Raw genomic sequence first — 24,086 nt, forward strand, 5'->3', positions numbered from 1 at the left:
GTGTATCTGTCTGTTTGGCAAAGTTGTTTATATGTGTTGCAAGATGAATTGCCATCTCAGCAATTTAGTATGTGGGTTAGGCCACTGCAAGCAGAGAGTACCGATGATACTTTGACCATTTATGCACCTAATCGCTTTGTTTTAGATTGGGTTAGAGAAAAATACCTCAATCGCATCAATGAGCTATTAGTTGAAATTTGTGGTGATGAAGCGCCTGAGTTACGTTTTGACGTTGGCACTCCTGCGGCTGCTCAAGTAAATACTGCTGCAGAGCAGACAAATAATGTGTCACCTCAAGCAACCAACAACGGGCAAGTTCAAGTGACGGCTCAGCCTGTTGCTGAGCAAAAAGTAGAGCCCGCACCTAAATCTGGTTATAAATCTAATATTAAAGAAAACTATACGTTTGATAACTTTGTTGAAGGTAAGTCAAACCAGTTAGCTAAAGCGGCTGCAACGCAAGTAGCCGATAATCCGGGTAACGCGTTCAACCCTGTCTTTATATATGGTGGTACAGGTTTAGGTAAAACTCACCTTTTACACGCGGTGGGTAATGGCATCATGGAAAAGAAAAAAGATGCCAAAATTGTCTATATGCACTCTGAACGTTTTGTTCAAGACATGGTTAAAGCGCTACAAAATAATGCCATTGAAGAGTTTAAGCGTTATTACCGCAGCGTCGATGCTTTGATGATCGATGACATTCAATTCTTCGCAAACAAAGAGCGTTCACAAGAAGAGTTTTTCCATACCTTCAATGCCTTATTAGAAGGCAATCAACAAATTATTTTAACCTCTGACCGTTACCCCAAAGAAATTGAAGGGGTAGAAGACAGATTAAAATCTCGTTTTGGTTGGGGTTTAACCATTGCCATTGAGCCACCAGAACTTGAAACGCGTGTGGCAATCCTGATGAAGAAAGCACAGCAAAGTAATATTAATTTACCCCATGAAGTGGCTTTCTTTATCGCGAAAAAATTGCGTTCAAATGTACGTGAACTAGAAGGCGCACTTAACCGTGTGATTGCTAATGCAAACTTCACAGGTCGTCCAATTTCGATAGATTTCGTAAAAGAAGCATTGCGTGACTTATTAGCACTGCAAGATAAGTTGGTGACGATCGATAACATTCAACGTACGGTTGCTGAGTACTATCGTATTCGCGTTTCTGATTTATTATCTAAACGTCGTAGTCGTTCGGTTGCAAGACCAAGACAAGTGGCGATGGCGTTATCTAAAGAATTAACAAACCACAGCTTACCTGAAATTGGCGATGCATTTGGTGGTCGAGATCACACTACTGTATTGCATGCTTGTCGAAAGGTAAAAGCACTTCGTGATGAAAGTCATGAAGTAAAAGAAGATTATCAAAATTTAATAAGAACATTGTCGTCTTAATTTTCGGGCTTAATTTATTATGCAAATTACAATTTCAAGAGAGCAATTTTTAAAGCCGTTAATGCAGGTTTCTGGTGCCATTGAGCGCAAACACACGCTACCTATTCTTTCTAATGTACTGTTAGAAATTAAAGACGGTGTGTTGGCGATGACGGGGACCGATTTAGAGATTGAATTGGTTGCAAGTTCACACCTTGAAAACCCAGCTGAAGACGCCAAACTGACTTTGCCGGCTAAGAAACTACTCGATATTTGTAAAAGCTTACCTGATGGTTCAGAACTCACTTTTTCAATGCAAGAGCATCAAGTACTTTTAACCAGTGGGAAAAGTCGCTTTTCATTAACGACGTTGGCTGCTGAAGACTTTCCAAACCTTGAGCAATGGGATGGTGAAGTTGAATTTAAGACGACCCGTTTAGAGCTAAGACGTTTACTTGAAAGTACACATTTCTCTATGGCAAACCAAGATGTTCGTTATTATTTGAACGGAATGTCATTTGAAGTCGATAACAGTGAAATCAAAACCGTTGCCACTGATGGTCACCGTTTAGCAATCGCTTCTCAGCCATTATCTGAATCTTTAAATACCCAGCGTCAGTTAATTATTCCAAGAAAGGGTGTGCAAGAAATTATGCGCCTTTTACCTGCTGACGATGAACTAATCACAATTCAGTTTGGTGCGAATCATGTGCGTCTAATTGATGGTGAGTTTACTTTTACCAGTAAACTCGTTGATGGTCGTTTTCCTGATTATCGTCGAGTTTTACCGCGTGGTGGTGATAAATTAGTAACTGCAAATCGTGAATGGTTACGTAGTGCATTCCAACGCGTTTCTATTTTATCGAATGAAAAGTTCCGTGGTGTTCGCCTTAATTTATCAAGTGGTTTATTGAAGATCACAGCGAACAACCCAGAACAAGAACAAGCAGAAGAAGTGGTTGAAGTGGGTTATCAAGGCGATGATTTAGAAATTGGCTTTAACGTTTCTTATGTTTTAGATGTGTTGAATACTCTAAAAACTGAAGATGTTCAGTTCACTTTATCTGACTCAAACTCAAGTGCATTAATTGAGGGCGTAAGCCAAGATGATGCAATGTATGTTGTGATGCCAATGCGTCTATAGTTTATGAGCTTGAATCATATTAGCCTCAATCATTTTCGAAATATTGAGGCTTTATCTTTTCAGCCAAGCGCAGACATTAATATCATCTATGGTGCGAATGGCAGTGGAAAAACCAGTCTCCTCGAAGCTATCTATTTTCTTTCTCACGGTAAATCTTTTCGTACTAACAAGCAGAAACTTCTTATTCACTACGAACAAGACGCTTGTATTGTTCATGCTAAAAAACAACATCTTAACTTGTCTATACCTGTTGGTATTAGTAAGAATAAGCAGGGTGAAACACAGCTTAAAATACAAGGTCAAGCGAGTAGAAAAATCTCGGAGTTGGCGCAACTTTTACCTGTGCAAGTTATTACACCGGAGAGTTATGAATTGTTTTTTGGTGGCCCTAAAGAGCGTAGAAAGTTTTTAGATTTAGGTGTGTTCCACGTGGAACAATCTTTTTTTAATGCCTGGCGTCAGTTCAATAAAATTCTGAAGCAACGCAACGCACTCCTTAAATCCCGTCCACATAATTACGCCGAGCAAATCAAATTCTGGGACGTTGAATTTGTTAAGGTGGCTGATCAAATAAATATCGCAAGAAAAGCCTATATAGAGAGGTTTAATGCGTATTTTTTTGATAAAATAGTGGGTCAAATACCTATATTTTCTGGCCTTGAATTACGTTATGATGCTGGTTGGAAAGAGGACTTAGCAAGCACGTTAAAAGCGAACTTTGAGCGTGATGTTAAGCTTGGCTATACAAGTAAAGGGCCGCATAAAGCTGATTTTAGCTTTTATAAAAATGGTCATAGTATAGAAAATATTTTTTCTCGGGGTCAGTTAAAGCTGTTGTTGTATGCGTTAAAAATTACGCAAAACACCTTAATTGAGACCGAAACAAAAAAGCAGTCAATTTTGCTTATCGATGATTTACCCTCAGAGTTAGGGGAAGAAACGATGAAAAGCGTGGCTGATTTATTAAAATTATGTCAGTCGCAGCTATTTATTACGGCAATAACTGCTGAAAGTATTTCTGCTGTTGTGGAACCAATACAAAGAGAAAAGAAAATGTTCCACGTGAAACATGGCAGTTTAACAACATAAAATTGGAAGAAACCCATGTCTGAAAATTACGATTCGTCCAGTATTAAAGTACTGAAAGGATTGGATGCGGTAAGAAAGCGTCCGGGAATGTATATAGGGGATACAGATGATGGCACTGGTCTTCATCATATGGTATTCGAAGTAGTAGATAACTCTATCGATGAAGCATTAGCTGGCTATTGTGATGATATCTTCGTAACTATTCATACTGACGGTTCTGTATCAGTTCGAGATAATGGACGTGGTATTCCTACCTCTATTCACCCTGAAGAAGGTGTATCTGCTGCAGAAGTTATCATGACGGTACTTCATGCCGGTGGTAAATTCGATGATAACTCATATAAAGTATCTGGTGGTCTTCACGGTGTAGGTGTTTCAGTAGTAAATGCTTTATCTGAAAAACTACAACTTACAATTCGTCGTGAAGGTAAACTTCACCAGCAAAAATATACGATGGGTGTACCAGATGCACCATTAGCAGAGATTGGTGAAGCCGAAACTACGGGTACTGAATTACGTTTCTGGCCAAGCGCTGAAACTTTCTCTGACACAAACTTCCACTACGATATTCTTGCAAAGCGTCTTCGTGAACTTTCTTTCCTTAACTCAGGTGTAAGTATTATTCTTACTGATGAGCGTGAAGAGAATAAACAAGATCACTTTAAGTATGAAGGTGGTATTCAAGCGTTCGTTGAGTATCTAAACCGTAAGAAAACACCGGTACATCAGAATGTTTTCAACTTCACTTCAGAGCGTGAAGATGGCATTAGTGTTGAAGTATCGATGCAGTGGAATGATGGTTTCCAAGAAAACATTTACTGTTTCACGAATAACATTCCTCAGCGAGATGGTGGTACTCACTTAGCGGGTTTCCGTGCAGCACTGACTCGTACGCTGAACAACTACATGGAAAAAGAAGGCTTTAACAAGAAAGCGAAAACAGCAAGCAACGCGACAGGTGATGATGCGCGTGAAGGTTTAACCGCTGTTGTTAGTGTTAAAGTTCCTGATCCAAAGTTCTCTTCACAGACCAAAGATAAACTTGTATCAAGTGAAGTTAAGTCAGCTGTTGAACAAGCCATGGCTGAAAAACTTAACGAGTATTTACTAGAAAATCCGAATGATGCGAAGACGGTTGTAAGTAAGATCATTGATGCTGCTCGTGCGCGTGAAGCAGCGCGTAAAGCACGTGAAATGACTCGCCGTAAAGGAGCAATGGATTTAGCAGGCTTACCTGGAAAGCTAGCTGATTGCCAAGAAAAAGACCCAGCACTTTCTGAACTATATATAGTGGAGGGTGACTCAGCGGGTGGTTCTGCGAAGCAAGGTCGTAACCGTAAGAACCAAGCAATTCTGCCGCTGAAAGGTAAAATTCTAAACGTTGAAAAAGCACGTTTCGATAAGATGTTATCTTCTCAAGAAGTTGCAACGCTTATTACTGCACTTGGTTGTGGTATTGGCCGTGACGAATATAACCCAGAGAAACTACGTTATCACCGCATCATCATCATGACCGATGCTGACGTCGATGGTTCGCACATTCGTACGCTACTATTGACTTTCTTCTACCGTCAAATGCCAGAAATCATTGAACGCGGTTATGTGTATATTGCTCAGCCGCCACTTTATAAAGTGAAGAAAGGTAAGCAAGAGCAGTATATTAAAGATGAAAATGCCCTTACAGGTTACTTGTTAGAGTTAGCATTAAATGGGGCTGCGTTATATCCGGCTGAAGGTGCAACAGCAATTGAAGGCAATGCATTAGCGAATATCGTTTATGACTACCAGAAAACGGTAGAAGTACTAGAGCGATTAAATCGTAAATACCCAGCTGCAGTAACAAATCGTCTTATCTATCAGCCTGAGATCACAGAAGCTGATCTATCTGATAAAGACAAAGTAACTAGCTGGACTGAACGTTTAGTGGCTGACCTTGTAGAAAAAGATGAAGATGCAACTATCTTCAATGCTGAAGTAGCATACGACGAAGAGCGTCATATGTACTACCCAGTAGTTAAGATCCGTCAACATGGTGTTGATAAAGCCTACACACTGGACTACAACTTCATTACTTCAAGAGACTATGTACGTATCGCAAACACAGGTAAGCAAATGGCTAACCTAATGCAAGAGAGCGGTTACGTACAACGTGGTGAGAAGACACACCCAGTTACTGATTTTGTATCTGGCCTAGATTGGTTGGTGAGTGAATCTAAGCGTGGCTTGTATACACAACGCTATAAAGGATTGGGTGAGATGAACCCAGATCAGCTTTGGGAAACAACGATGGATCCAAGCGCGCGTCGCATGCTTCAGGTAACCATTGAAGATGCCATTGCAGCTGACCAGTTGTTTGCAACCCTGATGGGTGACCAAGTTGAACCTCGTCGTGAGTTTATCGAAAGCAATGCATTACGTGTTGTGAACTTAGACGTTTAATCGAGTTCGATAATAATATTTAAAAAGGCGGGATTTCCCGCCTTTTTTTATATTTGATGCTTAAAACCCTGCACAGCACAAGGTATACTGAGCATAATTTTCAATCACAAAACCCTGCGTGATTAGCCATTTGATGTGAGCTAGTAAAGCGCAATGAGCCAAATTAAATTAAGCCAACTATGCAAAAATACGATTTAAAAACCTTTCAAGGCTTGATCCTGGCACTACAGGATTACTGGGCACAGCAAGGCTGTGTGATCGCTCAGCCACTTGATATGGAAGTAGGCGCGGGTACATTTCACCCTCTGACATTCTTAAAGTCAATTGGCCCAGAGCCAATGTCGAGTGCCTATGTACAACCATGTCGTCGTCCGACAGATGGTCGCTACGGTGAAAACCCTAACCGTCTTCAACACTACTACCAATTCCAAGTTGTGTTAAAGCCATCTCCAGACAATATTCAAGAGCTGTACTTAGGCTCTCTGGCTGCAATGGGTATTGATACGTTAACGCACGAAGTTCGTTTCGTAGAAGATAACTGGGAATCACCAACACTAGGTGCTTGGGGTCTTGGTTGGGAAGTGTGGTTAAATGGTATGGAGGTAACTCAGTTCACCTACTTCCAACAGGTGGGCGGATTAGAATGCGCACCGGTAACTGGCGAAATCACTTATGGTCTTGAACGACTAGCAATGTATATACAAGGCGTAGATAGCATCTATGATCTAGTATGGGCTGATGGTCCAATGGGTCGAGTGACATACGGTGATGTATTCCATCAAAATGAAGTAGAACAGTCGACTTATAATTTTGAGCATGCAAATGTAGATGTATTATTTGCACAGTTTGATCAGTGCGAAAAAGAAAGTGAAAAGCTGATCGAAGCAGGTTTACCGCTGCCAGCATACGAGCAGGTAATGAAAGCATCTCATGCCTTCAATTTATTAGATGCCCGTCATGCTATCTCAGTAACAGAGCGTCAACGTTATATCCTTCGTGTACGCGCATTATCTAAAGCATGTGCGCAGGCATATTATGAAGCGCGTGAAGCGCTTGGTTTCCCGCTTTGTAAGGACTGATCATGACAACTGAAAATTTATTAGTAGAAATTGGTACTGAAGAGTTACCACCAAAATCACTGCGCAAACTAGCTACGGCTTTTGCTGACAACCTAACTGAAGAGTTGAAAGCACTAGAGCTATCTTTCGATAGCATCAATTGGTATGCGTCACCACGTCGTTTAGGTGTGCAGGTTGCAGCGCTTGCGACACAGCAACAAGATAAAATTGTAGAAAAGCGTGGTCCTGCGACTAAGGCTGCTTTTGATGCTGACGGTAACCCAACTAAAGCGGCCATGGGGTGGGCGCGTGGCTGTGGTATCGAAGTAAGCGAAGCTGAGACGCTAGAAACAGAAAAGGGCGCTTGGTTACTTCACCGTGCGACAGTAAAAGGACAAGCGGCTACAGAACTACTTGCAGATGCAATTAACAAAGCGCTGGCTAAATTGCCTATTCCAAAACCTATGCGTTGGGGCGCGAATAAGACACAGTTTATTCGTCCAGTACATACTGTGGCTGCACTTCTTGGTGGTACACAAGTACAAGGTGAAGTGCTAGGTAAAGCGATCAGTAATGAACTGCAAGGTCACCGTTTCCACCACCCAGCACGTGTAACTGTAAACCACGCTGATGAGGTATTCGAAACGCTTAAGTCAGCTTATGTTGTTGCAGACTATGAAACGCGTAAAGCACAAATTCGAGCACAAATCGAAGAAGCAGCAGCGGCAGTTGACGCGGTTGTGGCAATGGATGAAGACCTACTTGAAGAAGTGACTTCACTCGTTGAGTGGCCAGTTACGTTAACAGCGTCATTCGAAGAAGAGTTCTTAGCTGTACCTGATGAAGCGCTTATCTACACTATGAAAGACGATCAGAAATACTTCCCGCTATTAGACAAAGCAGGCAACTTAATTAATAAGTTCCTATTCGTGTCTAACATCGAAAGTAAAGATCCAAGTGTGGTTATCTCAGGTAACGAAAAGGTTGTTCGTCCTCGTCTTGCCGATGCACAATTCTTCTTTGAAACAGATAAAAAGAAAACTCTTGAAAGCCGCCTAGAATCTTTAGGTAGCGTATTGTTCCAAAAGCAGCTTGGTACTTTAAAAGACAAGTCAGAGCGCATTGCGGCATTAGCTGGTTATATCGCTGAGCAAGTTGGTGCAGACAAAGCATTAGCTGAGCGTGCAGGTCTATTAAGTAAAACAGACTTAATGACTGAAATGGTGATGGAGTTCACTGACGTACAAGGTGTAATGGGTATGCATTACGCACGTATCGACGGCGAAGCGGAAGAAGTTGCGCTAGCACAAAATGAGCAATATATGCCGCGTTTTGCTGGTGATAACTTACCATCAAATCCTATCAGCTATGCTGTTGCATTGGCAGATAAGTTCGACACGCTAGTGGGTATCTTTGGTATTGGTCAAGCACCAAAAGGTGACAAAGACCCGTTTGCACTTCGTCGCGCAGCCATCGGTGCACTTCGTATCATGGTTGAGAAAGAGCTTAAGCTAGATATCCATAACATTGTTGCTAAGTCTCAGGAGTTATTTGCTGACAAGCTAAGCAATGACAATGTGGCTGAAGACGTATTCGAATTTATGCTAGGTCGTTTCCGTGCTTGGTATCAAGATGAAGGTATCAGTGTTGATGTGATCCAAGCAGTATTAGCGCGTCGTCCATCTTCACCTGCTGATTTTGACCGTCGTGTTAAAGCGGTAAGTCACTTCCGTACATTGGCAGAAGCTGAAAGCTTGGCTGCAGCGAATAAGCGTGTAAACAATATTCTTGCTAAGAACAATGTGACTAGCGATGCTGCAGTAGACAACGCTTTATTAGCCGAAGACGCTGAGAAAGTGCTAGCAGCACAAGTTGCTGAGTTAACCGAAGCACTTGCTCCAGTTTACGCTGCTGGTGATTATCAAGGTGCATTAACGCAACTGGCAAGCCTACGTGAAGCAGTAGATAACTTCTTCGATAATGTAATGGTAATGGCTGATGATGAAGCGGTGAAGAATAACCGTTTAGCGCTGCTAAGTCAGTTAAGTCGCTTGTTCTTAAACACAGCGGATATCTCGGTCCTTCAGAATTAATCTGTTTGATTGAGAACGTGTCAAAAGCCAACCTCAGCGGTTGGCTTTTTGTCATTTAGTGTTAGAGGGTTAAAAACTCTTTTACAAAATACTTCGCACTTTTACAGTTATTTAGATTCTAATGAACATCAATTAGAAGATCTCAGAACAAGCTGAGCGAAATGGCTGAGAGGAATTTAAAAGTATGAAAAAACTATCCGCAGCGTTAATGGCTTTATTACTTTCTGCATGTTCGAGTCAGGTATATGTTCCAGGCCAAGAAACTATTCAGCCTAATGTAAAACCCCTCGATAGAGACATGTATCTGCGTGGTGACTTCACCTTATGGGATGCAGAGCCTCACTATAAACTGGGCGCACAACAACCGGGTATTTACACGGTACGCGCAAAGTTTATGACGCCGGGCAAGGTGTATGAATTTAAAATTGCCGATGAGTCTTGGAGTAAAGGTTTTAACTGTGGTTATGAATCGTCAGGCTCACTGCAATTAAATAAACCAATACCAGCAAACTGTGACACGGTATATAACTACTTTAGTTTTGCACCGAGTAAAAAGGGGTGGTACACCATCACCTTTGATTATCGAAACTCGGCATCGCCTATGGTCATGGTGAGTAAAGGGTAATAAAGCGAACGAAACACTTTATAAAATAACGAACGAAAAGGGCTTATTTGCCCTTTTTTATTAAGTAACGGAAAGGCGCTTGTTCCACTTCTTTGGCAACCAATGTATGGTCCATAAATTCACAGAAGCTTGGAATGTCTCGGGTAGTTGATGGGTCATCGGCGATAATTAATAACGTTTCACCATCAGACATTTTTCTCACCGCACCACGTACCATCATCACAGGCTCAGGACAACGAAGACCGATTGCATCTAATGTATGATCGGGATTAGAAAATGGCATGGTGACTCTCTCAAACAAGCTAAAAATAGGGCGAATATTTTACCCACTGCGCGATGACAAATAAACCATCACAAGCTGCTAATTTGAGCTTTATAGAGATTTAGAACCCAAAACGAAAAAAGGCAAAGCGTTTTCACACTTTGCCTTTGTACCAGCATTCATGACTGAAATACTGGTTCACCAAGTTGAGTTTTGCGTTTTGAATAATTTCTCGACAAGAGAAATGAGCGCAAGCGCTTTAACAGCTCACTTATTAAGTGAGCTGTTTTGGGCTTATTCTACGCGCTCAAACACCGTTGCGATGCCTTGGCCTAAACCAATGCACATGGTGGCTAAACCATATTTTGCACCTTTGTCTTCCATCAAGTGGATAAGTGAAGTACTGATACGTGAACCCGAACAGCCCAGTGGGTGACCTAGGGCAATCGCACCACCATTTAGATTCACTTTCTCGTCAGCCACTTCAAGTAGACCAAGATCTTTTAATACAGGTAGAGACTGTGCAGCAAATGCTTCGTTAAGCTCAGCTACATCAATATCATCAATGGTGATACCTGCTTGCTTAAGAGCCTTCTTACTCGCAGGAACCGGACCGTAACCCATGATTGATGGATCGCAGCCTGCAACCGCCATTGACTTAACACGGGCACGAATAGGTAAACCTAGAGCTTTGGCTTTCTCTTCGCTCATTACGAGCATCACAGATGCACCATCTGACAGTGCTGATGAAGTACCTGCAGTCACCGTGCCTGACGCTGGGTTAAACACAGGGCGAAGTTGCGATAAACCTTCAAGTGTTGTCTCTGGACGAATTACTTCGTCGTTTTCTACTAATACTGGCACGCCATCATCATCATGGCCTTCAGTTGGTAAAATCTCACGAGCGAAACGACCCTCAACAGTCGCAGCATGTGCACGTTGGTGTGAACGTACCGCGAATGCATCTTGTTGCTCACGGCTGATACCATGAATCGTTGCAAGGTACTCAGCGGTTAAACCCATTGAACCAGCAGCTTGTGCTACTGAAGTTGATAAGCCAGGGTGGAAATCAACACCGTGTGTCATAGGTACGTGACCCATGTGCTCAACACCACCGATAAGGTAAGTGTCACCAGCACCAGTCATAATTGCGCGCGCAGCATCATGCAGTGCTTGCATTGATGAGCCACATAAACGGTTAACGGTAACCGCTGGCACTGTGTGAGGAATACCAGCAAGCAGTGCCGCATTTCGCGCCACGTTAAAGCCTTGCTCAAGCGTTTGTTGAACACAACCCCAATAAATATCGTCGATGCTTGCAGGATCAACTTGTGGGTTACGCTCAAGAATACCTTTCATTAGGTGTGAACTTAAGTCTTCTGCGCGGCGGTGTTTGAACACACCGTTTTTAGAGCGGCCCATTGGCGTACGAAGACAATCAACGATTACTGCATTTTGCATAGTCATGTTATTGGCCCTCCACGGCATAGAATACTTTACCTTCAGTCGCCCATTGACGCGTCTGTTCTGATACTTGGTAAATTTCACCTAGATGTGCGTACTTGTCAGCCATAGCAACAAAGTTAGCTAGGCCAATTTGATCTAGGTAACGGAATGCACCGCCTCTGAATGGAGGGAAACCAATGCCATAGATAAGTGCCATATCTGCTTCTTGTGGAGAAGCGACAATGCCTTCTTGTAAGCAAAGTAGAACTTCGTTGATCATTGGCACCATACAACGCTCAATGATAGTTTGTTTATCAAACTCAGTTGCCGCATCACAAATGCTGCTTAGTAGTGCAATGGCGTCAGCGTCTTTGGTCTTCTTAAGGCGACCGCGACGATCTGGTGCATATTGGTAGAAACCTTTTTGGTTCTTCTGACCAAAACGCTCAGCATTTGCAAGAACCGCAACTGGATCTTTATCTTGGCGAGCCATGCGAGTAGGGAAGCCATCGGCCATCACACCCGTACAATGGTTTGCTGTATCGATACCGACAACGTCTAGTAGGTATGCCGGACCCATAGGCCAACCAAATACGTTTTCCATGACTTTATCTACTTTTGTAAAGTCAGCGCCTTCAACAACGAGTTTGCTGAAACCAGCAAAGTAAGGGAAAAGTACACGGTTTACGAAGAAACCCGGGCAGTCATTTACCACGATAGGTGACTTGCCAAGTTTTAGTGCGTAATCAACCACGGCTGCAACGGTTTCATCTGAAGTCTTTTCACCACGGATGATCTCAACAAGTGGCATTTTTGGCACAGGGTTGAAGAAGTGCATACCACAGAAGTGCTCTGGTTTTTCTAGCGCTTCGGCCAGTTCATCAATGCGGATTGTTGACGTATTCGAGGTTAAAATTGTGCCTTCAGGTAATTGCTTTTCAAGACCTGCAAGTACTGTTTTCTTAACTTGTGGGTGCTCAACTACCGCTTCAACTACAATGTCAGAGCCTGCTAAGTCTGCATCATTCAGTGTAGGCTTAATTTTTCCTAGCGTGCCAACCATCTTGTCTAGCTTCATGTTACCGCGTTCTACTTTTTTACCAAGTAGGGTTGCTGCTTCATTCATACCTAGATCAAGGGCTGCTTGGTTGATGTCTTTCATGACAATCGGTGTGCCTTTGTAAGCAGATTGGTAAGCGATACCGCCACCCATGATACCTGCACCCAGTACTGCCGCTTGTTTAATTTCAGTAGAAGATTGTTTAGCTTGTTTCTTCGCCACACCTTTGATGTATTGGTCAGCTAAGAAAATACCCGTTTGCGCGGCCGCTTCTGCAGTTTTCGCTAGCTTTGCGAAGTTGGCATTTTCAATTGCCATGGCTTCATCGCGAGTTGCATTTGCTGCAGCTTTAATTGTTCTTACCGCCATCACAGGTGCAGGGTAGTGACCTTTGGTTTTACCCATCACTAGGCCTTCAGCCATTGCGAAGCTCATGCCTTGCTCAACGCGGTTTAGTTTAAGAGGGTCAAGTTTTAGCTGACGTTTTGCACGCCAATCAAGTTTGCCCGCTACCGCTTGCTCAAGGGTTTTTACTGCCGCTTCAACTAATTTGTCTTTCGCAACCACACCGTCAACCGCACCCACTTTTAATGCGTCTGCTGCACGGTTTTCTTTACCTGTGGTGATCCACGTCATGGCATTATCAGCACCAATAATACGTGGTAAGCGTACCGTACCGCCGAAACCAGGCATGATCCCTAGTTTAACTTCTGGTAGGCCAATTTTTGCGTTTTGACTTGCGATACGGTAATCCGTTGCAAGTAGCCATTCACACCCACCGCCAAGTGCAAGGCCATCAATAGCAGATGCAGTTGGGAACGGAAGGTCTTCGATGGCATCGAAAATATCTGTTGCTGACTTAATCCAACCAACTAGTTCTTCTTCTGGGCGTTGGAAAGTCGGTAAGAATTCAAAAATGTCGGCGCCGATGATGAAATGGTCTTTGTCACTGGTGAAAACCATCGCCGCGATATCATCGCGTTGGCTAAGTTCGGCAAATGCTTTGCCACATTCTTGTAGGGTTTGCTGAGAGAGTTTGTTTACCGAACCTGGCATACAGAACTTAAACTCAGCGATATTGCCTTTGTAAAAATCAACTACAAAGGACTCGCTCTTGTATAACATGCTTGTTCTCCCGTGTTATTACACTGGTACGATGAGTTGTTAATTTACTCAGTTTGGACCCTTTAAATTAAAATTGCAATGAAAAATTTACCCCAGGTTTACGCTTGCCTTAAAAATTTGCAGTTGAGCTGCTAAGGTGGTGGAGTGACGACTGAGTCTGAATATTTTAAGACTGATCATCCTTGGCTTAGGTAAGCTTACTGGTGTTTAGGCACGTATGTATTTTTAGTTTGCTGTTTGAGTATAGCTTTAAAGTCAAAGAGGGCATTTATTCATCTTAGAGATAGCCAAGCTTAGGCAAGATGAATGCATTAATACTTATCTCATTCATTAATTTAAAATTTAAACTGTTAAGGTCATTATGAAATCTTGGATCATGACCATTGCCGCTACCAGCCTTAGTGCATTTAGCTGGTTCTCTTTTGCGAGCAATGATCATCAAGCATTTAAAGATGCAGAAAAAGTTGCACGCTCGGGTAACTACAAAGCGTTTAAAGCGGCGATCAACGATTTAGACCACCCGCTCAAACCTTATGCTGAGCTGGCGTTTTATAAACGTTACCCTCGCCTTAAATATCAGCAAGACATTAGTCACTATTTAAGTGTCTACGATAACACGCCGTTAGAGTGGCCGGTGCGTAAGAGCTGGTTAGAGTATTTGCAGCGTCGTGGAAAAAAAGCGCTCTTTGTTGAGTATTACCAGCCCACCAGCAATGCTGAATTACAATGTCGCTATTTACAGTATCAGATTGATTTAGGCGCACCGAAAGCGCAACTGCTTGAGCAGGTCGATGCACTTTGGGCGGTCGGCAAGTCTCAGCCTAAAGCGTGCGATAAGTTATTTAGAATTTGGCGCAAAGATGGCCGACTAACACAAGACTTAGTTTGGCAGCGTATCACTAAATCGGCGCAGGGCGGGCAAGTCGCGCTTTTGCCTTACTTAAAAACGCTACTCCCTAAAAAAGAAGCCTATTTAGCTGATTTATATAAAGCTGTAAGGCGTGATCCAAGTGCTTCTGCGGGTCTATACCGTTACAAGAAGCGTTCAAGCAAAGAGGCTGAAATCGCGGTTTATGGTGTTAAACGTCTTATTTGGCGAGATCAAAAGCTTGCTCTAAGAGCATGGGATAAGTTGCAAGGTATGTTTACATTCAGCCAAGCGCAAAAAGATGCTGTAGCGTATCGCTTTGCATTGGCGTTGGCATCAAAAGGGCATGATGATGCGCGCTTTTGGTTAAACAAAGTACCTGACGAGTTGCAAGATACTAAGCTGCGCCAGTGGATGATGGCCAATATGCTGAAAGAGCAAGATTGGGCGGGGATCGTGGCTTTATTTACGGGGATGAAGAATTTAAGTAATGGTCAGCAATACTGGCTTGCTTATAGTTACAATCAACGCGGGGAACCCGATAAAGCACAACAATTATGGCAGCCTCTGGCGGTAAAGCGTGATTATTATGGTTTTTTAGCTGCGGCGCGTTTAAATATGCCGGTGTCATTAAATAGTAAGACGCTCGATGTACCTATGCCCATTGTAGATAAAGTATCGCAAGCACCGGGCTTCTTAAGGGCTAAAGCATTATATGAATTAGATCGTTATACCGATGCTCGAAGAGAGTGGAACTATTTAACCAATACCTCAAGCACAGCTGAAAAATTAGCAGCGTCGGTACTGGCTGCTGACTTAGATTGGTACGACAGTGCCATTCGTACATTAGCACAAATAAAGGCGTGGGATTATGTCGATTTACGCTTCCCGATGGCGTTCGAGAAATTATTTACTCGGTACAGCAAACGCAATCACATAGATGTGGCGTGGAGTATAGCTATTTCACGTAGAGAGAGCTCGTTTGCACCAGACGCAGTGTCTCATGCTAACGCCCATGGCTTAATGCAATTATTACCAAGTACAGCAAGATACGTCAGCAAACAAAAAATCTCTAAGCGCCAGCTTCATAAACCAGCCACTAATATTCGATTAGGTACTGATTACTTAGAGTATCTAAAGAAAAAGAATGGTGGCAATGAGATTTTAGCTACGGCTTCTTATAACGCGGGGTATCATCGAATTAAATGCTGGTTACCTGAGCAAGGCATGCCAGCTGAGTTGTGGATTGAACTTATTCCATATAAAGAAACGCGCAATTATGTGAAAAACGTGATGGCATATCGTCAGGTTTATCACACTAAGTTAGGTCGAGAAGGCAATATATTGGCCCCAATCTTGGATATGAAAATAGAGAAATAATGTGTCATCGCAATCCAGCGTGTTGGCTGGATTGCGTTTTAGGCCTTATGCTAGACTGGCGAAATGAAAAACCAAACGAAATGGGTACACCATGGAACAATTAGCACATTTATACGCTGAGCATATTGCAACATTGCAGCAGCGCACCAAAACCATTATTGAGCGAGAAGGCTTAGATGGCTTAGTGATCCACTCTGGACAAGCAAAGCGCCAGTTTTTAGATGACATGTATTATCCGTTTAAGGTGAACCCTCAGTTTAAAGCTTGGTTACCTGTGATCGATAATCCACATTGTTGGATTGTGGTAAACGGTGAAGATAAACCTAAACTCATTTTTTATCGTCCGGTTGATTTCTGGCATAAAGTGCCTGATGAGCCGAGTGACTTCTGGGCTGAGTATTTTGATATCCAGCTATTATTACAGCCAGATCAGGTAGAGAAATACCTACCATACGATAAAGAAAAGTTTGCTTACATTGGCGAGTACTTAGAAGTGGCACAGGCATTAGGTTTCACCAATGTAAACCCAGAGCCGGTGATGAACTACTTGCACTTCCATCGTGCTTATAAAACGCAATATGAACTGACTTGTTTACGTGAAGCAAACCGCTTAGCTGTATTAGGTCATAAAGCTGCGCGTGATGCGTTTTATGCTGGCGGTTCTGAGTTTGCGATTCAACAAGCTTACCTAAACGCCACGCAGCACATGGAAAATGATACGCCATACGGCAACATTGTGGCGCTTAATGAAAACTGTGCAATTTTGCACTACACACACTTTGACCGCAAAGCACCTGCGAAACATTTATCTTTCTTAATTGATGCAGGCGCAAACTTTAACGGTTACGCGTCTGATATTACCCGTACTTATGATTTCGAAAGAAAAGGTGAGTTTGCTGAGCTAATTAAAGTTCTGAACGATCACCAAATTGAGTTAGGTAAAGGTTTACAGCCGGGCAAACTATATGGTGACTTACACATAGATTGCCATAAGCGTATTGCACAAACCTTGGCTGATTTTAAGATTGTTAATCTTGCGGCAGATGACATTGTGGCTAAAGGCATTACTTCGACATTCTTCCCACATGGTTTAGGTCACCATTTAGGTTTGCAAGTGCATGACATGGGTGGTTTCATGGCTGATGAAGCAGGTACGCACCAAGCGCCACCTGAAGGCCATCCTTTCTTACGTTGCACACGTAAGATCGAAGCAAACCAAGTGTTCACTATTGAGCCAGGTTTATACTTCATCGATTCACTACTCGGTGATTTAGCGAAGACGGATAACAACCAATACATTAATTGGGAAAAGGTTGACGCATTCAAGCCATATGGTGGTATTCGTATTGAAGACAACATCATTGTGCATGAAGATCGTCTAGAGAATATGACGCGTGATTTAGACTTAGACTAATTAAGTCGACGCATCGAAAAGAAATTCGTTACACTAACGGGAAGCAGTTGCTTCCCGTTTCTAATACTAATCCTCTTAATTAAGTGAGCTATTTTGAGGATTGGTATAAATACTGGACCCCCAACTTTATGTCAGAATTCTATATTCCAAGCGAATCCATCAGTCATCACGAAGAAATTAAGAAGAGCACTTTTTTAGTGCATATTGCGCATACGCCAACCATTGAGTCTGCGAAAGCCTTTATTCAGAAGATCAATGATGACTATCCAGATGCCAGACATAACTGTTGGGCACATGTGGCGGGTGCGCCTGGGGGCAGTCATGTCTATGGTTTCTCGGATGATGGCGAACCCAATGGCACTGCGGGCAAACCTATGTTGAATGTGCTTATTGGCTCAGGGCTTGGTGAAATAACCGCAGTAACAACCCGTTATTTTGGCGGCATTAAGCTGGGCACGGGCGGTTTAGTGCGCGCCTATGGCGGTACTTTAAATAATGCCCTTGATGTACTAAAAACCACGTTGAAAGTGCCTGCAACTGAGCTGATAGGGCGCTCTGATTATGCGCTGCAGGGAGTTATCGAGCAGTATCTAAATACCCATTTCACTATTTTGCAGCTGGATAAAAGCTATGACTCAGCGGTGAATTGGCAAGTCAGCATTGATAGTCGACAAGTTGAACAAGCACAGCAAGAAATTTTTGATTTAACCCATGGAGTGGTTGAGTTAGTCTGTAAAGAGTAAGACAATCAAGTAATAACACTCTGTCATTCTTATTTTTGAAGCGTAACGCAGCATGCAATTTCGTACCATAATAAAAATTCTTGGCCAGCTGGTGGCCTTATTTAGTATCACAATGGTGCCGCCTGCACTAGTTTCGCTGATTTATAAAGATGGTGGGGGTGTACCATTCGTACTGGCGTTTGTGTTCAGTATTATTATGGGTATGTTGGCGTATTATCCTAACCGCCATCAAAAAGGAGATTTGAAAGCCCGAGAAGGCTTCTTGATTGTGGTGTTATTTTGGCTGGTACTGGGTTCGTTCGCATCCTTACCGCTTATCTTCTTGCAAACACCCAACCTCTCCTTGGCAGATTCAGTATTTGAAGCTTTTTCAGGCTTAACCACAACCGGTGCAACCGTTTTAACGGGCATTGAAACCTTGCCTAAGTCGGTATTGTTTTACCGTCAGCAGCTGCAATGGTTAGGGGGCATGGGTATCATCGTATTAGCGGTTGCGGTCCTGCCTATGCTAGGTGTCGGTGGCATGCAGTTATATCGCGCTGAAACACCGGGGCCAGTTAAAGATTCAAAAATGACACCGCGCATAGCCGATACCGCCAAGCACCTTTGGTATATCTATGTAGCGTTAACGGCGGCCTGTACTTTGGCGTATTGGTTAGCGGGGATGAACTTCTTTGATGCGATTTGTCACGCCTTCTCAACGATTGCGATTGGTGGCTTCTCAACCTATGACGCGTCTATGGGTTACTTCGATAGTCCTTTGATTAACCTCATTTGTGTGGTGTTTTTGATCATCGCTGCGGTGAACTTTTCGCTTCATTATGCGGCAGTGGCTAACCGTAATTTTAGAGTGTATTTTAGAGATCCTGAACTTAAAGTTTTCTTATTCATTCAATTAGCTTTGGTGGTGATTTGCTTTGCTGTTTTATCGTCAAATCAGGTTTATACAAACGGTGATGAAACCCTAGATCAGGCTTTGTTCCAAGCAGTTTCTATCAGTACAACTGCTGGGTTTGCGACAGATAATTTTTCGGCTTGGCCTCTGTTTTTACCTATCTTACTTATCTTCTCAAGCTTTATTGGTGGCTGTGCGGGCTCGACTGGTGGTGGCATGAAGGTGGTACGCGTGTTCTTACTGTATCTTCAAGGTGTGCGAGAGCTAAATCGTTTGGTTCACCCTCGTGCGATTTACTCAATTAAATTAGGTCGTAAAGCGCTGCCAGACAAAGTCGTTGAAGCAGTATGGGGCTTTTTCTCCGCTTATGCTCTAGTGTTCGTGATCATCATGATTGCCTTGTTAGGCACGGGTATGGACAACATCACCGCGTTTTCAGCGACTGCTGCGTGTTTAAATAACTTAGGTCCGGGGCTAGGCGATGTGGCTGCGCATTATGGCGACATTACCGATTCAGCTAAATGGATTTTAACGTTAGCCATGGTATTTGGTCGTTTAGAAATATTCACACTACTGGTGTTATTTACACCGACATTTTGGCGAGGCTAGACTAGTCTTAAGGCTTAACGAAAAATTTAGGTCAGCAGATTAAAGTCTTCGGTAGATGGCCGATATATACAGGAATAACAAAAATAAAAGGGACACTTGTACTGACTGCAAGTTGTAAAGGTCAAAGATGTTAAAGTCGCAAACCAGTGTAGATGTATCTATTATTTCTCAGCTGCCAACAGGGAGCACAGTAGATATTGAAGTGATCATGCCGGCAGGCTCAAAACGTTTAAAAACGGAATTTGTCGGTTATATGTCGGGGCAATATATCATTTTGAATTGCCCGTCTGCACAGCGTTTAGGTGCAGCACTTGATTATGTCAAAGAGGGCACATACGTGGTGGTTCGCGCTGTACTCGAGCAAGGTGATGGGCAAATCATTGCTTTCAAAAGTATGATTAAAGCCGTGACGACACACCCGACTAAGCTTATCTTTTTATTTCTTCCCCGTGCCGTACAAAGCTATCAGCTCCGTGAACAAGTTCGTATTCCGACTTTAATCCCAGCAGTATTTAATACCAGTGACCACTCTGAGGTTGGCGTGATAAAGGATATTTCTTTGTCGGGTCTTCAATTTGATTTGCACAGTGATGACGTCTGTCCTAATACAGATTTAAAAGAACAAGACTGTGAAATTTTACTTGAGGGTAAACAAAACCAGCAATTTAAACTCAATGGTGAGATTTGCCGAGTGAAACAAAAAGAAGGTTTAGTCATGCTGGGAATAAAATTGAAGAACGATCAGACTTTTATGGAAGCCATAATGAAAGAGTATTTGATCGACCTGTCAGTGTTACAAGCCGATCAAAAAGAATAACGTCATAGGCTGAACCTAAACGAATAGCGCACTTACTTGGAATAGCTTTTCGACTACACCAATTTGCTTTTTATCGATTAAGAACATGATGACATGGTCGCCAGACATAATCACAGTGTCATCATGGGCAATCAGCACTTCATCATTACGCACAATGGCACCAATGGTAGTACCAACCGGCAATTTAATATCACTGATAGCTCGACCTACCACTTTTGAGGTGTTTTCATCACCGTGCGCAACCGCTTCTATGGCTTCGGCGGCCCCTTTACGTAATGAATATACGTTAACGATATCACCGCGACGAACATGGGTGAGTAGCGCAGATATGGTTGCTTGCTGAGGCGAGATTGCAATATCAATCTCACCACCTTGGACCAAGTCAACATAAGCACCACGCTGGATCAGTACCATGGTTTTCTGTGCACCCATGCGTTTTGCCAACATGGCAGCCATAATATTGGCTTCATCATCATTGGTGACCGCGATGAACACGTCGACTTGTTCAATATGCTCTTCAGAAAGCAGCTCTTGATCTGAAGCGTCACCACAGAACACTACGGTATTGTCGAGCATTTCTGAAAGCTCAGTGGCGCGTGCTTGATTACGTTCGATCAGTTTCACACTGTGGTTTTTCTCAAGCGAGCGCGCAAGGCCCGCGCCGATATTACCCCCACCGGCAATCATGATTTTTTTATAAGATTGCTCGAGCTTTTGCAGCTCATTCATTACCGCACGAATGTGTTTGGTTGCGGCAAGGAAGAAGATTTCATCATCAGCTTCAATGACCGTGGTACCCAGAGGCTTAATGGCTTTACCTTGTCGGTAAATTGCCGCAACGCGAGTATCAACGTTTGGAATATGCTCTTTCAATGCTGATAGCGCATAGCCCACTAGCAGACCACCGTAATACGCTTTTACAGCAACCAGTGACAGCATGCCATCACCAAATTGAAGTACTTGTAATGCACCTGGGTAATCAATCAAGCGACGAATGTATTTGGTCACCAACTGCTCTGGCGCAATGTAGTGGTCTACGGGTAAGTCGTCGTTATGGAATAGCTTTTCACGATACTTCAAATATTGCTCAGAGCGGATCCGAGCAATTTTTGTTGGTGTATTGAAGATACTGTAGGCGACCTGACAAGCAACCATGTTGACTTCATCCGAACTGGTCACCGCGATGATCATATCGGCATCTTCGGCACCCGCTTGGCGAAGCACATCAGGGTGTGCGCTGTGACCAGCAACCCCTTGCAAGTCATATTTATCTTGAAGCTCTCGTAAACGATCGCCGTCGATATCAACCACGGTGATTTCGTTTTGTTCACCCACAAGGTTTTCTGCTAGGGTGCCGCCAACCTGACCGGCGCCTAAAATGATGATCTTCATAGTGTGATTAATTACTTTTTAATTATTTTTGCGTAATAAAAGCCATCGGTTAAACCAGGTAACAACTGTAAGCCGGGTGCTTCAGGTGTGTCACTCTCATGAAGAGGCTGGTGAATGGCGTCGCTAGTGTCAGCTAAAAACTGTGCGACCTGCTGTTTGTTTTCTTTTGGTAGTACTGAGCAAGTTGCATACAGTAACGTACCACCAGACTTTAACAGTGGCCAAATATTTTTCAGGATCTGGCCTTGCAGTTCGGCAAGATCGTCAATGTCAGTTTTTCTTCGAAGCCATTTAATATCAGGATGGCGACGAATGACACCCGTGGCTGAACAGGGCACATCGAGCAAGATGCGATCGTATTGCTGACCGTCCCACCAAGTATCTGGCTGACTCGCATCGGCATGAATACAATTTGCTTCAAGGCCAATACGGTCGAGATTTTGCTCAACGCGAAGTAAGCGGTCACTGTCAGCATCTAGTGCGTCAACGTTTGCCTTGGCAAGCTCTAAAATATGGCAGGTTTTACCGCCAGGCGCTGCACACGCATCTAATATACGCTCGTTATCTTGTGGTTCAAGTAAACGTGCTGCGAGCTGGGCTGCAGCATCTTGTACTGAACTTGCACCTTGTTTAAACCCAGGTAGCTTGGCCACATCACAGGCTTTATCTAAGATGATGGCGTCTTGATATTCTGGGTAGTGCTCGGCGCGAATACCCGCTTCATCAAGTGCCTCTAAGTATTCTTCTGTGCTACCCATTTGCTGGTTAACACGCAGCCACATAGGGGCTTGTAATTGGTTTTGTTCAAGAATGTCTTGCCATTGCTCAGGGTAAGCTTCTTTAACTGCTTTAATAAACCAGCCCGGGTGGTTAAATGTTAAAACATCATTACCTTGGCTGCTTTCTTCTAAGGTATCTTGCTGGCGTTGGAAGTTACGCAGTACTGCATTGACCAAACCTTTAAGACCACCGGCGCGCATTTGCATCAATGCATTTACTGTTTCGGCAACGGCAGCATGCTCTGGCACACGCATATGCTGTAACTGATAAATGCCCACATAAAGTAAAAATTGGAAAACGCGGTTTTTACCTTTAAGCGGTTTTTCTAGCAGTTGTTGGCAGTAATTTTCTAAACTTGGTAAGTAGCGTAAAACGCCATAACAAATTTGTTGTAATAGCGCTTTGTCTTTTGGCGATAAGTTTTTTGCAGCAAGCGGAAGCTGTGTATTAAGCGATTGGCCTTTATCGACAACCTGAAATAGGGTTTGCGCCGCAAGGGCGCGTACATTGGTCATTAGTGACCTACCTTATTACCAGCGGCAACCCACTCAGCACGACCGTTTAAGAAGTCCTGCGCAGACATTGGCTTTTTACCTTGCGGCTGTAGTTGTGTGATACGCAGTGCATTTTGTCCACACGCAATCACAATACCTTGTTTGTCGGCATGTAATACGGTGCCCGCTTCGCCACTTTGCGCAACGACTTCGGCCTGCCAAATCTTTACTGTGTTTTCTTGCATTTGAGTGAAACACACCGGCCATGGATTGAAAGCGCGAATATTACGCTCAAGCTGTGCTGCATCCATTTGCCAGTCGATATCGGCTTCTTCTTTACTTAGCTTCTTGGCATAGTTAGCAAGATTATCATCTTGAGGCTCAGCAACCGCTGTGCCTGCAGCCATGCTGTTTAACGTTTCAATGAGCGCTGGAGGCCCAAGCTCGGCAAGCTTGGTATAAAGGCTCGCACTGGTATCTTCAGAGGTAATAGGGCAAGTAGCAATATGCAGCATATCGCCTGTATCTAGACCTTCATCCATTTGCATGATGGTGACGCCCGTTTCGGCATCACCAGCCCATAGAGCGCGCTGAATTGGTGCGGCACCACGCCAGCGCGGCAGAATAGAGCCATGCACATTAACGCAACCAAGGCGCGGTGTATCTAACACCACTTTTGGTAACAGTAGGCCATATGCAACAACAACCATTACATCGGCGTTTAGGCTGGCTAATTCTTGCTGTGCTTCTTCGCTTTTAAATGATTCTGGCTGATAGACAGTTAAATCGTGCTCAAGCGCTAAAGTTTTTACTTCACTGGCCTTGAGTTTTTTACCACGACCCGCAGGGCGGTCAGGTTGACTATACACACCAACAACGTGGTGCTCTGAATCAATGAGTGCTTGAAGATGGCGCGCAGCAAAATCTGGCGTACCAGCGAAAACAATACGTAATGGTTGAGTCACAGAATATTCCA

18 protein-coding genes are annotated in these 24,086 nt (G+C 43.4%); 12 read left to right on the top strand and 6 right to left on the bottom strand.

Going from position 1 to position 24,086, the window contains the following annotated elements:
• The 7 genes from dnaA (at nucleotide 1) to ACH784_RS00035 (ending at nucleotide 9,825) form a co-directional block, all read left to right on the top strand.
• Nucleotides 1–1,398 (top strand): chromosomal replication initiator protein DnaA, encoded by a 1,398-nt coding sequence (gene dnaA / locus ACH784_RS00005; protein WP_404392429.1) that lies wholly within the window; start codon nucleotides 1–3, stop codon nucleotides 1,396–1,398.
• A gap of 19 nt (nucleotides 1,399–1,417) precedes the next feature.
• Entirely contained in the window at nucleotides 1,418–2,521 is a 1,104-nt protein-coding gene (gene dnaN, locus ACH784_RS00010) for a DNA polymerase III subunit beta (protein ID WP_404392431.1), read from the top strand.
• 3 nt (nucleotides 2,522–2,524) lie between these two features.
• Complete coding sequence (gene recF / locus ACH784_RS00015; protein WP_404392433.1) at nucleotides 2,525–3,610, top strand: DNA replication/repair protein RecF; 1,086 nt, start codon at nucleotides 2,525–2,527, stop codon at nucleotides 3,608–3,610.
• A 15-nt stretch (nucleotides 3,611–3,625) separates the two neighbouring features.
• The gene (gene gyrB, locus ACH784_RS00020; RefSeq protein WP_404392435.1) at nucleotides 3,626–6,049 is read left to right on the top strand and encodes a DNA topoisomerase (ATP-hydrolyzing) subunit B; all 2,424 of its coding nucleotides are present in this window, start codon (nucleotides 3,626–3,628) and stop codon (nucleotides 6,047–6,049) included.
• A gap of 179 nt (nucleotides 6,050–6,228) precedes the next feature.
• Entirely contained in the window at nucleotides 6,229–7,128 is a 900-nt protein-coding gene (gene glyQ / locus ACH784_RS00025) for a glycine--tRNA ligase subunit alpha (protein ID WP_404392437.1), read from the top strand.
• A gap of 2 nt (nucleotides 7,129–7,130) precedes the next feature.
• Complete coding sequence (gene glyS / locus ACH784_RS00030; RefSeq protein WP_404392439.1) at nucleotides 7,131–9,200, top strand: glycine--tRNA ligase subunit beta; 2,070 nt, start codon at nucleotides 7,131–7,133, stop codon at nucleotides 9,198–9,200.
• 184 nt (nucleotides 9,201–9,384) lie between these two features.
• On the top strand, nucleotides 9,385–9,825 hold the full coding sequence (locus ACH784_RS00035; RefSeq protein ID WP_404392441.1) for a hypothetical protein: 441 nt from the start codon (nucleotides 9,385–9,387) through the stop codon (nucleotides 9,823–9,825).
• Nucleotides 9,826–9,868: 43 nt separating this feature from the next.
• On the opposite strand, the gene tusA is transcribed toward ACH784_RS00035, so the two are convergent.
• From tusA to fadB, 3 genes are all read right to left on the bottom strand, one after another.
• A complete protein-coding gene (gene tusA / locus ACH784_RS00040; protein WP_138561454.1) occupies nucleotides 9,869–10,108 on the bottom strand; it encodes a sulfurtransferase TusA in 240 nt (79 codons plus the stop codon).
• A gap of 273 nt (nucleotides 10,109–10,381) precedes the next feature.
• Nucleotides 10,382–11,548 (bottom strand): acetyl-CoA C-acyltransferase FadA, encoded by a 1,167-nt coding sequence (fadA, locus tag ACH784_RS00045; protein ID WP_404395309.1) that lies wholly within the window; start codon nucleotides 11,546–11,548, stop codon nucleotides 10,382–10,384.
• 7 nt (nucleotides 11,549–11,555) lie between these two features.
• A complete protein-coding gene (gene fadB / locus ACH784_RS00050) occupies nucleotides 11,556–13,718 on the bottom strand; it encodes a fatty acid oxidation complex subunit alpha FadB (RefSeq protein WP_404392444.1) in 2,163 nt (720 codons plus the stop codon).
• A gap of 361 nt (nucleotides 13,719–14,079) precedes the next feature.
• Here fadB and ACH784_RS00055 point away from each other — a divergent pair, with 361 nt between their 5' ends.
• From ACH784_RS00055 to ACH784_RS00075, 5 genes are all read left to right on the top strand, one after another.
• On the top strand, nucleotides 14,080–15,966 hold the full coding sequence (locus ACH784_RS00055; RefSeq protein ID WP_404392446.1) for a transglycosylase SLT domain-containing protein: 1,887 nt from the start codon (nucleotides 14,080–14,082) through the stop codon (nucleotides 15,964–15,966).
• A gap of 91 nt (nucleotides 15,967–16,057) precedes the next feature.
• Nucleotides 16,058–17,380 (top strand): Xaa-Pro dipeptidase, encoded by a 1,323-nt coding sequence (gene pepQ / locus ACH784_RS00060; RefSeq protein WP_404392448.1) that lies wholly within the window; start codon nucleotides 16,058–16,060, stop codon nucleotides 17,378–17,380.
• Between the two features lie 128 nt (nucleotides 17,381–17,508).
• Complete coding sequence (locus tag ACH784_RS00065; RefSeq protein WP_404392450.1) at nucleotides 17,509–18,123, top strand: YigZ family protein; 615 nt, start codon at nucleotides 17,509–17,511, stop codon at nucleotides 18,121–18,123.
• A 52-nt stretch (nucleotides 18,124–18,175) separates the two neighbouring features.
• Nucleotides 18,176–19,627, top strand: a complete 1,452-nt coding sequence (locus tag ACH784_RS00070) for a TrkH family potassium uptake protein (protein ID WP_404392452.1) — start codon at nucleotides 18,176–18,178, stop codon at nucleotides 19,625–19,627.
• A 127-nt stretch (nucleotides 19,628–19,754) separates the two neighbouring features.
• Nucleotides 19,755–20,444 carry a flagellar brake domain-containing protein gene (locus tag ACH784_RS00075; RefSeq protein WP_404392454.1) on the top strand — a complete coding sequence of 230 codons (690 nt, stop codon included), beginning with the start codon at nucleotides 19,755–19,757 and terminating at the stop codon, nucleotides 20,442–20,444.
• A gap of 15 nt (nucleotides 20,445–20,459) precedes the next feature.
• Here ACH784_RS00075 and trkA read toward each other — a convergent pair whose 3' ends face one another.
• From trkA to fmt, 3 genes are read right to left on the bottom strand one after another with little or no spacing between them, the layout of a single operon-like run.
• Nucleotides 20,460–21,836: a Trk system potassium transporter TrkA gene (gene trkA / locus ACH784_RS00080; RefSeq protein WP_058028293.1), complete on the bottom strand. Its 1,377-nt coding sequence runs from the start codon at nucleotides 21,834–21,836 to the stop codon at nucleotides 20,460–20,462.
• Between the two features lie 11 nt (nucleotides 21,837–21,847).
• On the bottom strand, nucleotides 21,848–23,131 hold the full coding sequence (gene rsmB, locus ACH784_RS00085; protein WP_404392456.1) for a 16S rRNA (cytosine(967)-C(5))-methyltransferase RsmB: 1,284 nt from the start codon (nucleotides 23,129–23,131) through the stop codon (nucleotides 21,848–21,850).
• Complete coding sequence (gene fmt / locus ACH784_RS00090; protein WP_404392458.1) at nucleotides 23,131–24,075, bottom strand: methionyl-tRNA formyltransferase; 945 nt, start codon at nucleotides 24,073–24,075, stop codon at nucleotides 23,131–23,133. The genes rsmB and fmt overlap by 1 nt, the downstream gene beginning before the upstream one ends.
• Nucleotides 24,076–24,086: the final 11 nt, after the last annotated feature.

Origin of the sequence: Pseudoalteromonas phenolica (assembly GCF_044788725.1) — a bacterium.
GTDB classification, from domain to species: domain Bacteria; phylum Pseudomonadota; class Gammaproteobacteria; order Enterobacterales; family Alteromonadaceae; genus Pseudoalteromonas; species Pseudoalteromonas phenolica_C.

Bases quoted from the DNA above. Each gene is read 5' to 3' on its own strand.
- dnaN (WP_404392431.1), top strand. From the start codon at position 1,418: ATGCAAATTACAATTTCAAGAGAGCAATTTTTAAAGCCGTTAATGCAG.
- recF (WP_404392433.1), top strand. From the start codon at position 2,525: ATGAGCTTGAATCATATTAGCCTCAATCATTTTCGAAATATTGAGGCT.
- gyrB (WP_404392435.1), top strand. From the start codon at position 3,626: ATGTCTGAAAATTACGATTCGTCCAGTATTAAAGTACTGAAAGGATTG.
- glyQ (WP_404392437.1), top strand. From the start codon at position 6,229: ATGCAAAAATACGATTTAAAAACCTTTCAAGGCTTGATCCTGGCACTA.
- glyS (WP_404392439.1), top strand. From the start codon at position 7,131: ATGACAACTGAAAATTTATTAGTAGAAATTGGTACTGAAGAGTTACCA.
- ACH784_RS00035 (WP_404392441.1), top strand. From the start codon at position 9,385: ATGAAAAAACTATCCGCAGCGTTAATGGCTTTATTACTTTCTGCATGT.
- tusA (WP_138561454.1), bottom strand. From the start codon at position 10,108: ATGCCATTTTCTAATCCCGATCATACATTAGATGCAATCGGTCTTCGT.
- fadA (WP_404395309.1), bottom strand. From the start codon at position 11,548: ATGCAAAATGCAGTAATCGTTGATTGTCTTCGTACGCCAATGGGCCGC.
- fadB (WP_404392444.1), bottom strand. From the start codon at position 13,718: ATGTTATACAAGAGCGAGTCCTTTGTAGTTGATTTTTACAAAGGCAAT.
- ACH784_RS00055 (WP_404392446.1), top strand. From the start codon at position 14,080: ATGAAATCTTGGATCATGACCATTGCCGCTACCAGCCTTAGTGCATTT.
- pepQ (WP_404392448.1), top strand. From the start codon at position 16,058: ATGGAACAATTAGCACATTTATACGCTGAGCATATTGCAACATTGCAG.
- ACH784_RS00065 (WP_404392450.1), top strand. From the start codon at position 17,509: ATGTCAGAATTCTATATTCCAAGCGAATCCATCAGTCATCACGAAGAA.
- ACH784_RS00070 (WP_404392452.1), top strand. From the start codon at position 18,176: ATGCAATTTCGTACCATAATAAAAATTCTTGGCCAGCTGGTGGCCTTA.
- ACH784_RS00075 (WP_404392454.1), top strand. From the start codon at position 19,755: ATGTTAAAGTCGCAAACCAGTGTAGATGTATCTATTATTTCTCAGCTG.
- trkA (WP_058028293.1), bottom strand. From the start codon at position 21,836: ATGAAGATCATCATTTTAGGCGCCGGTCAGGTTGGCGGCACCCTAGCA.
- rsmB (WP_404392456.1), bottom strand. From the start codon at position 23,131: ATGACCAATGTACGCGCCCTTGCGGCGCAAACCCTATTTCAGGTTGTC.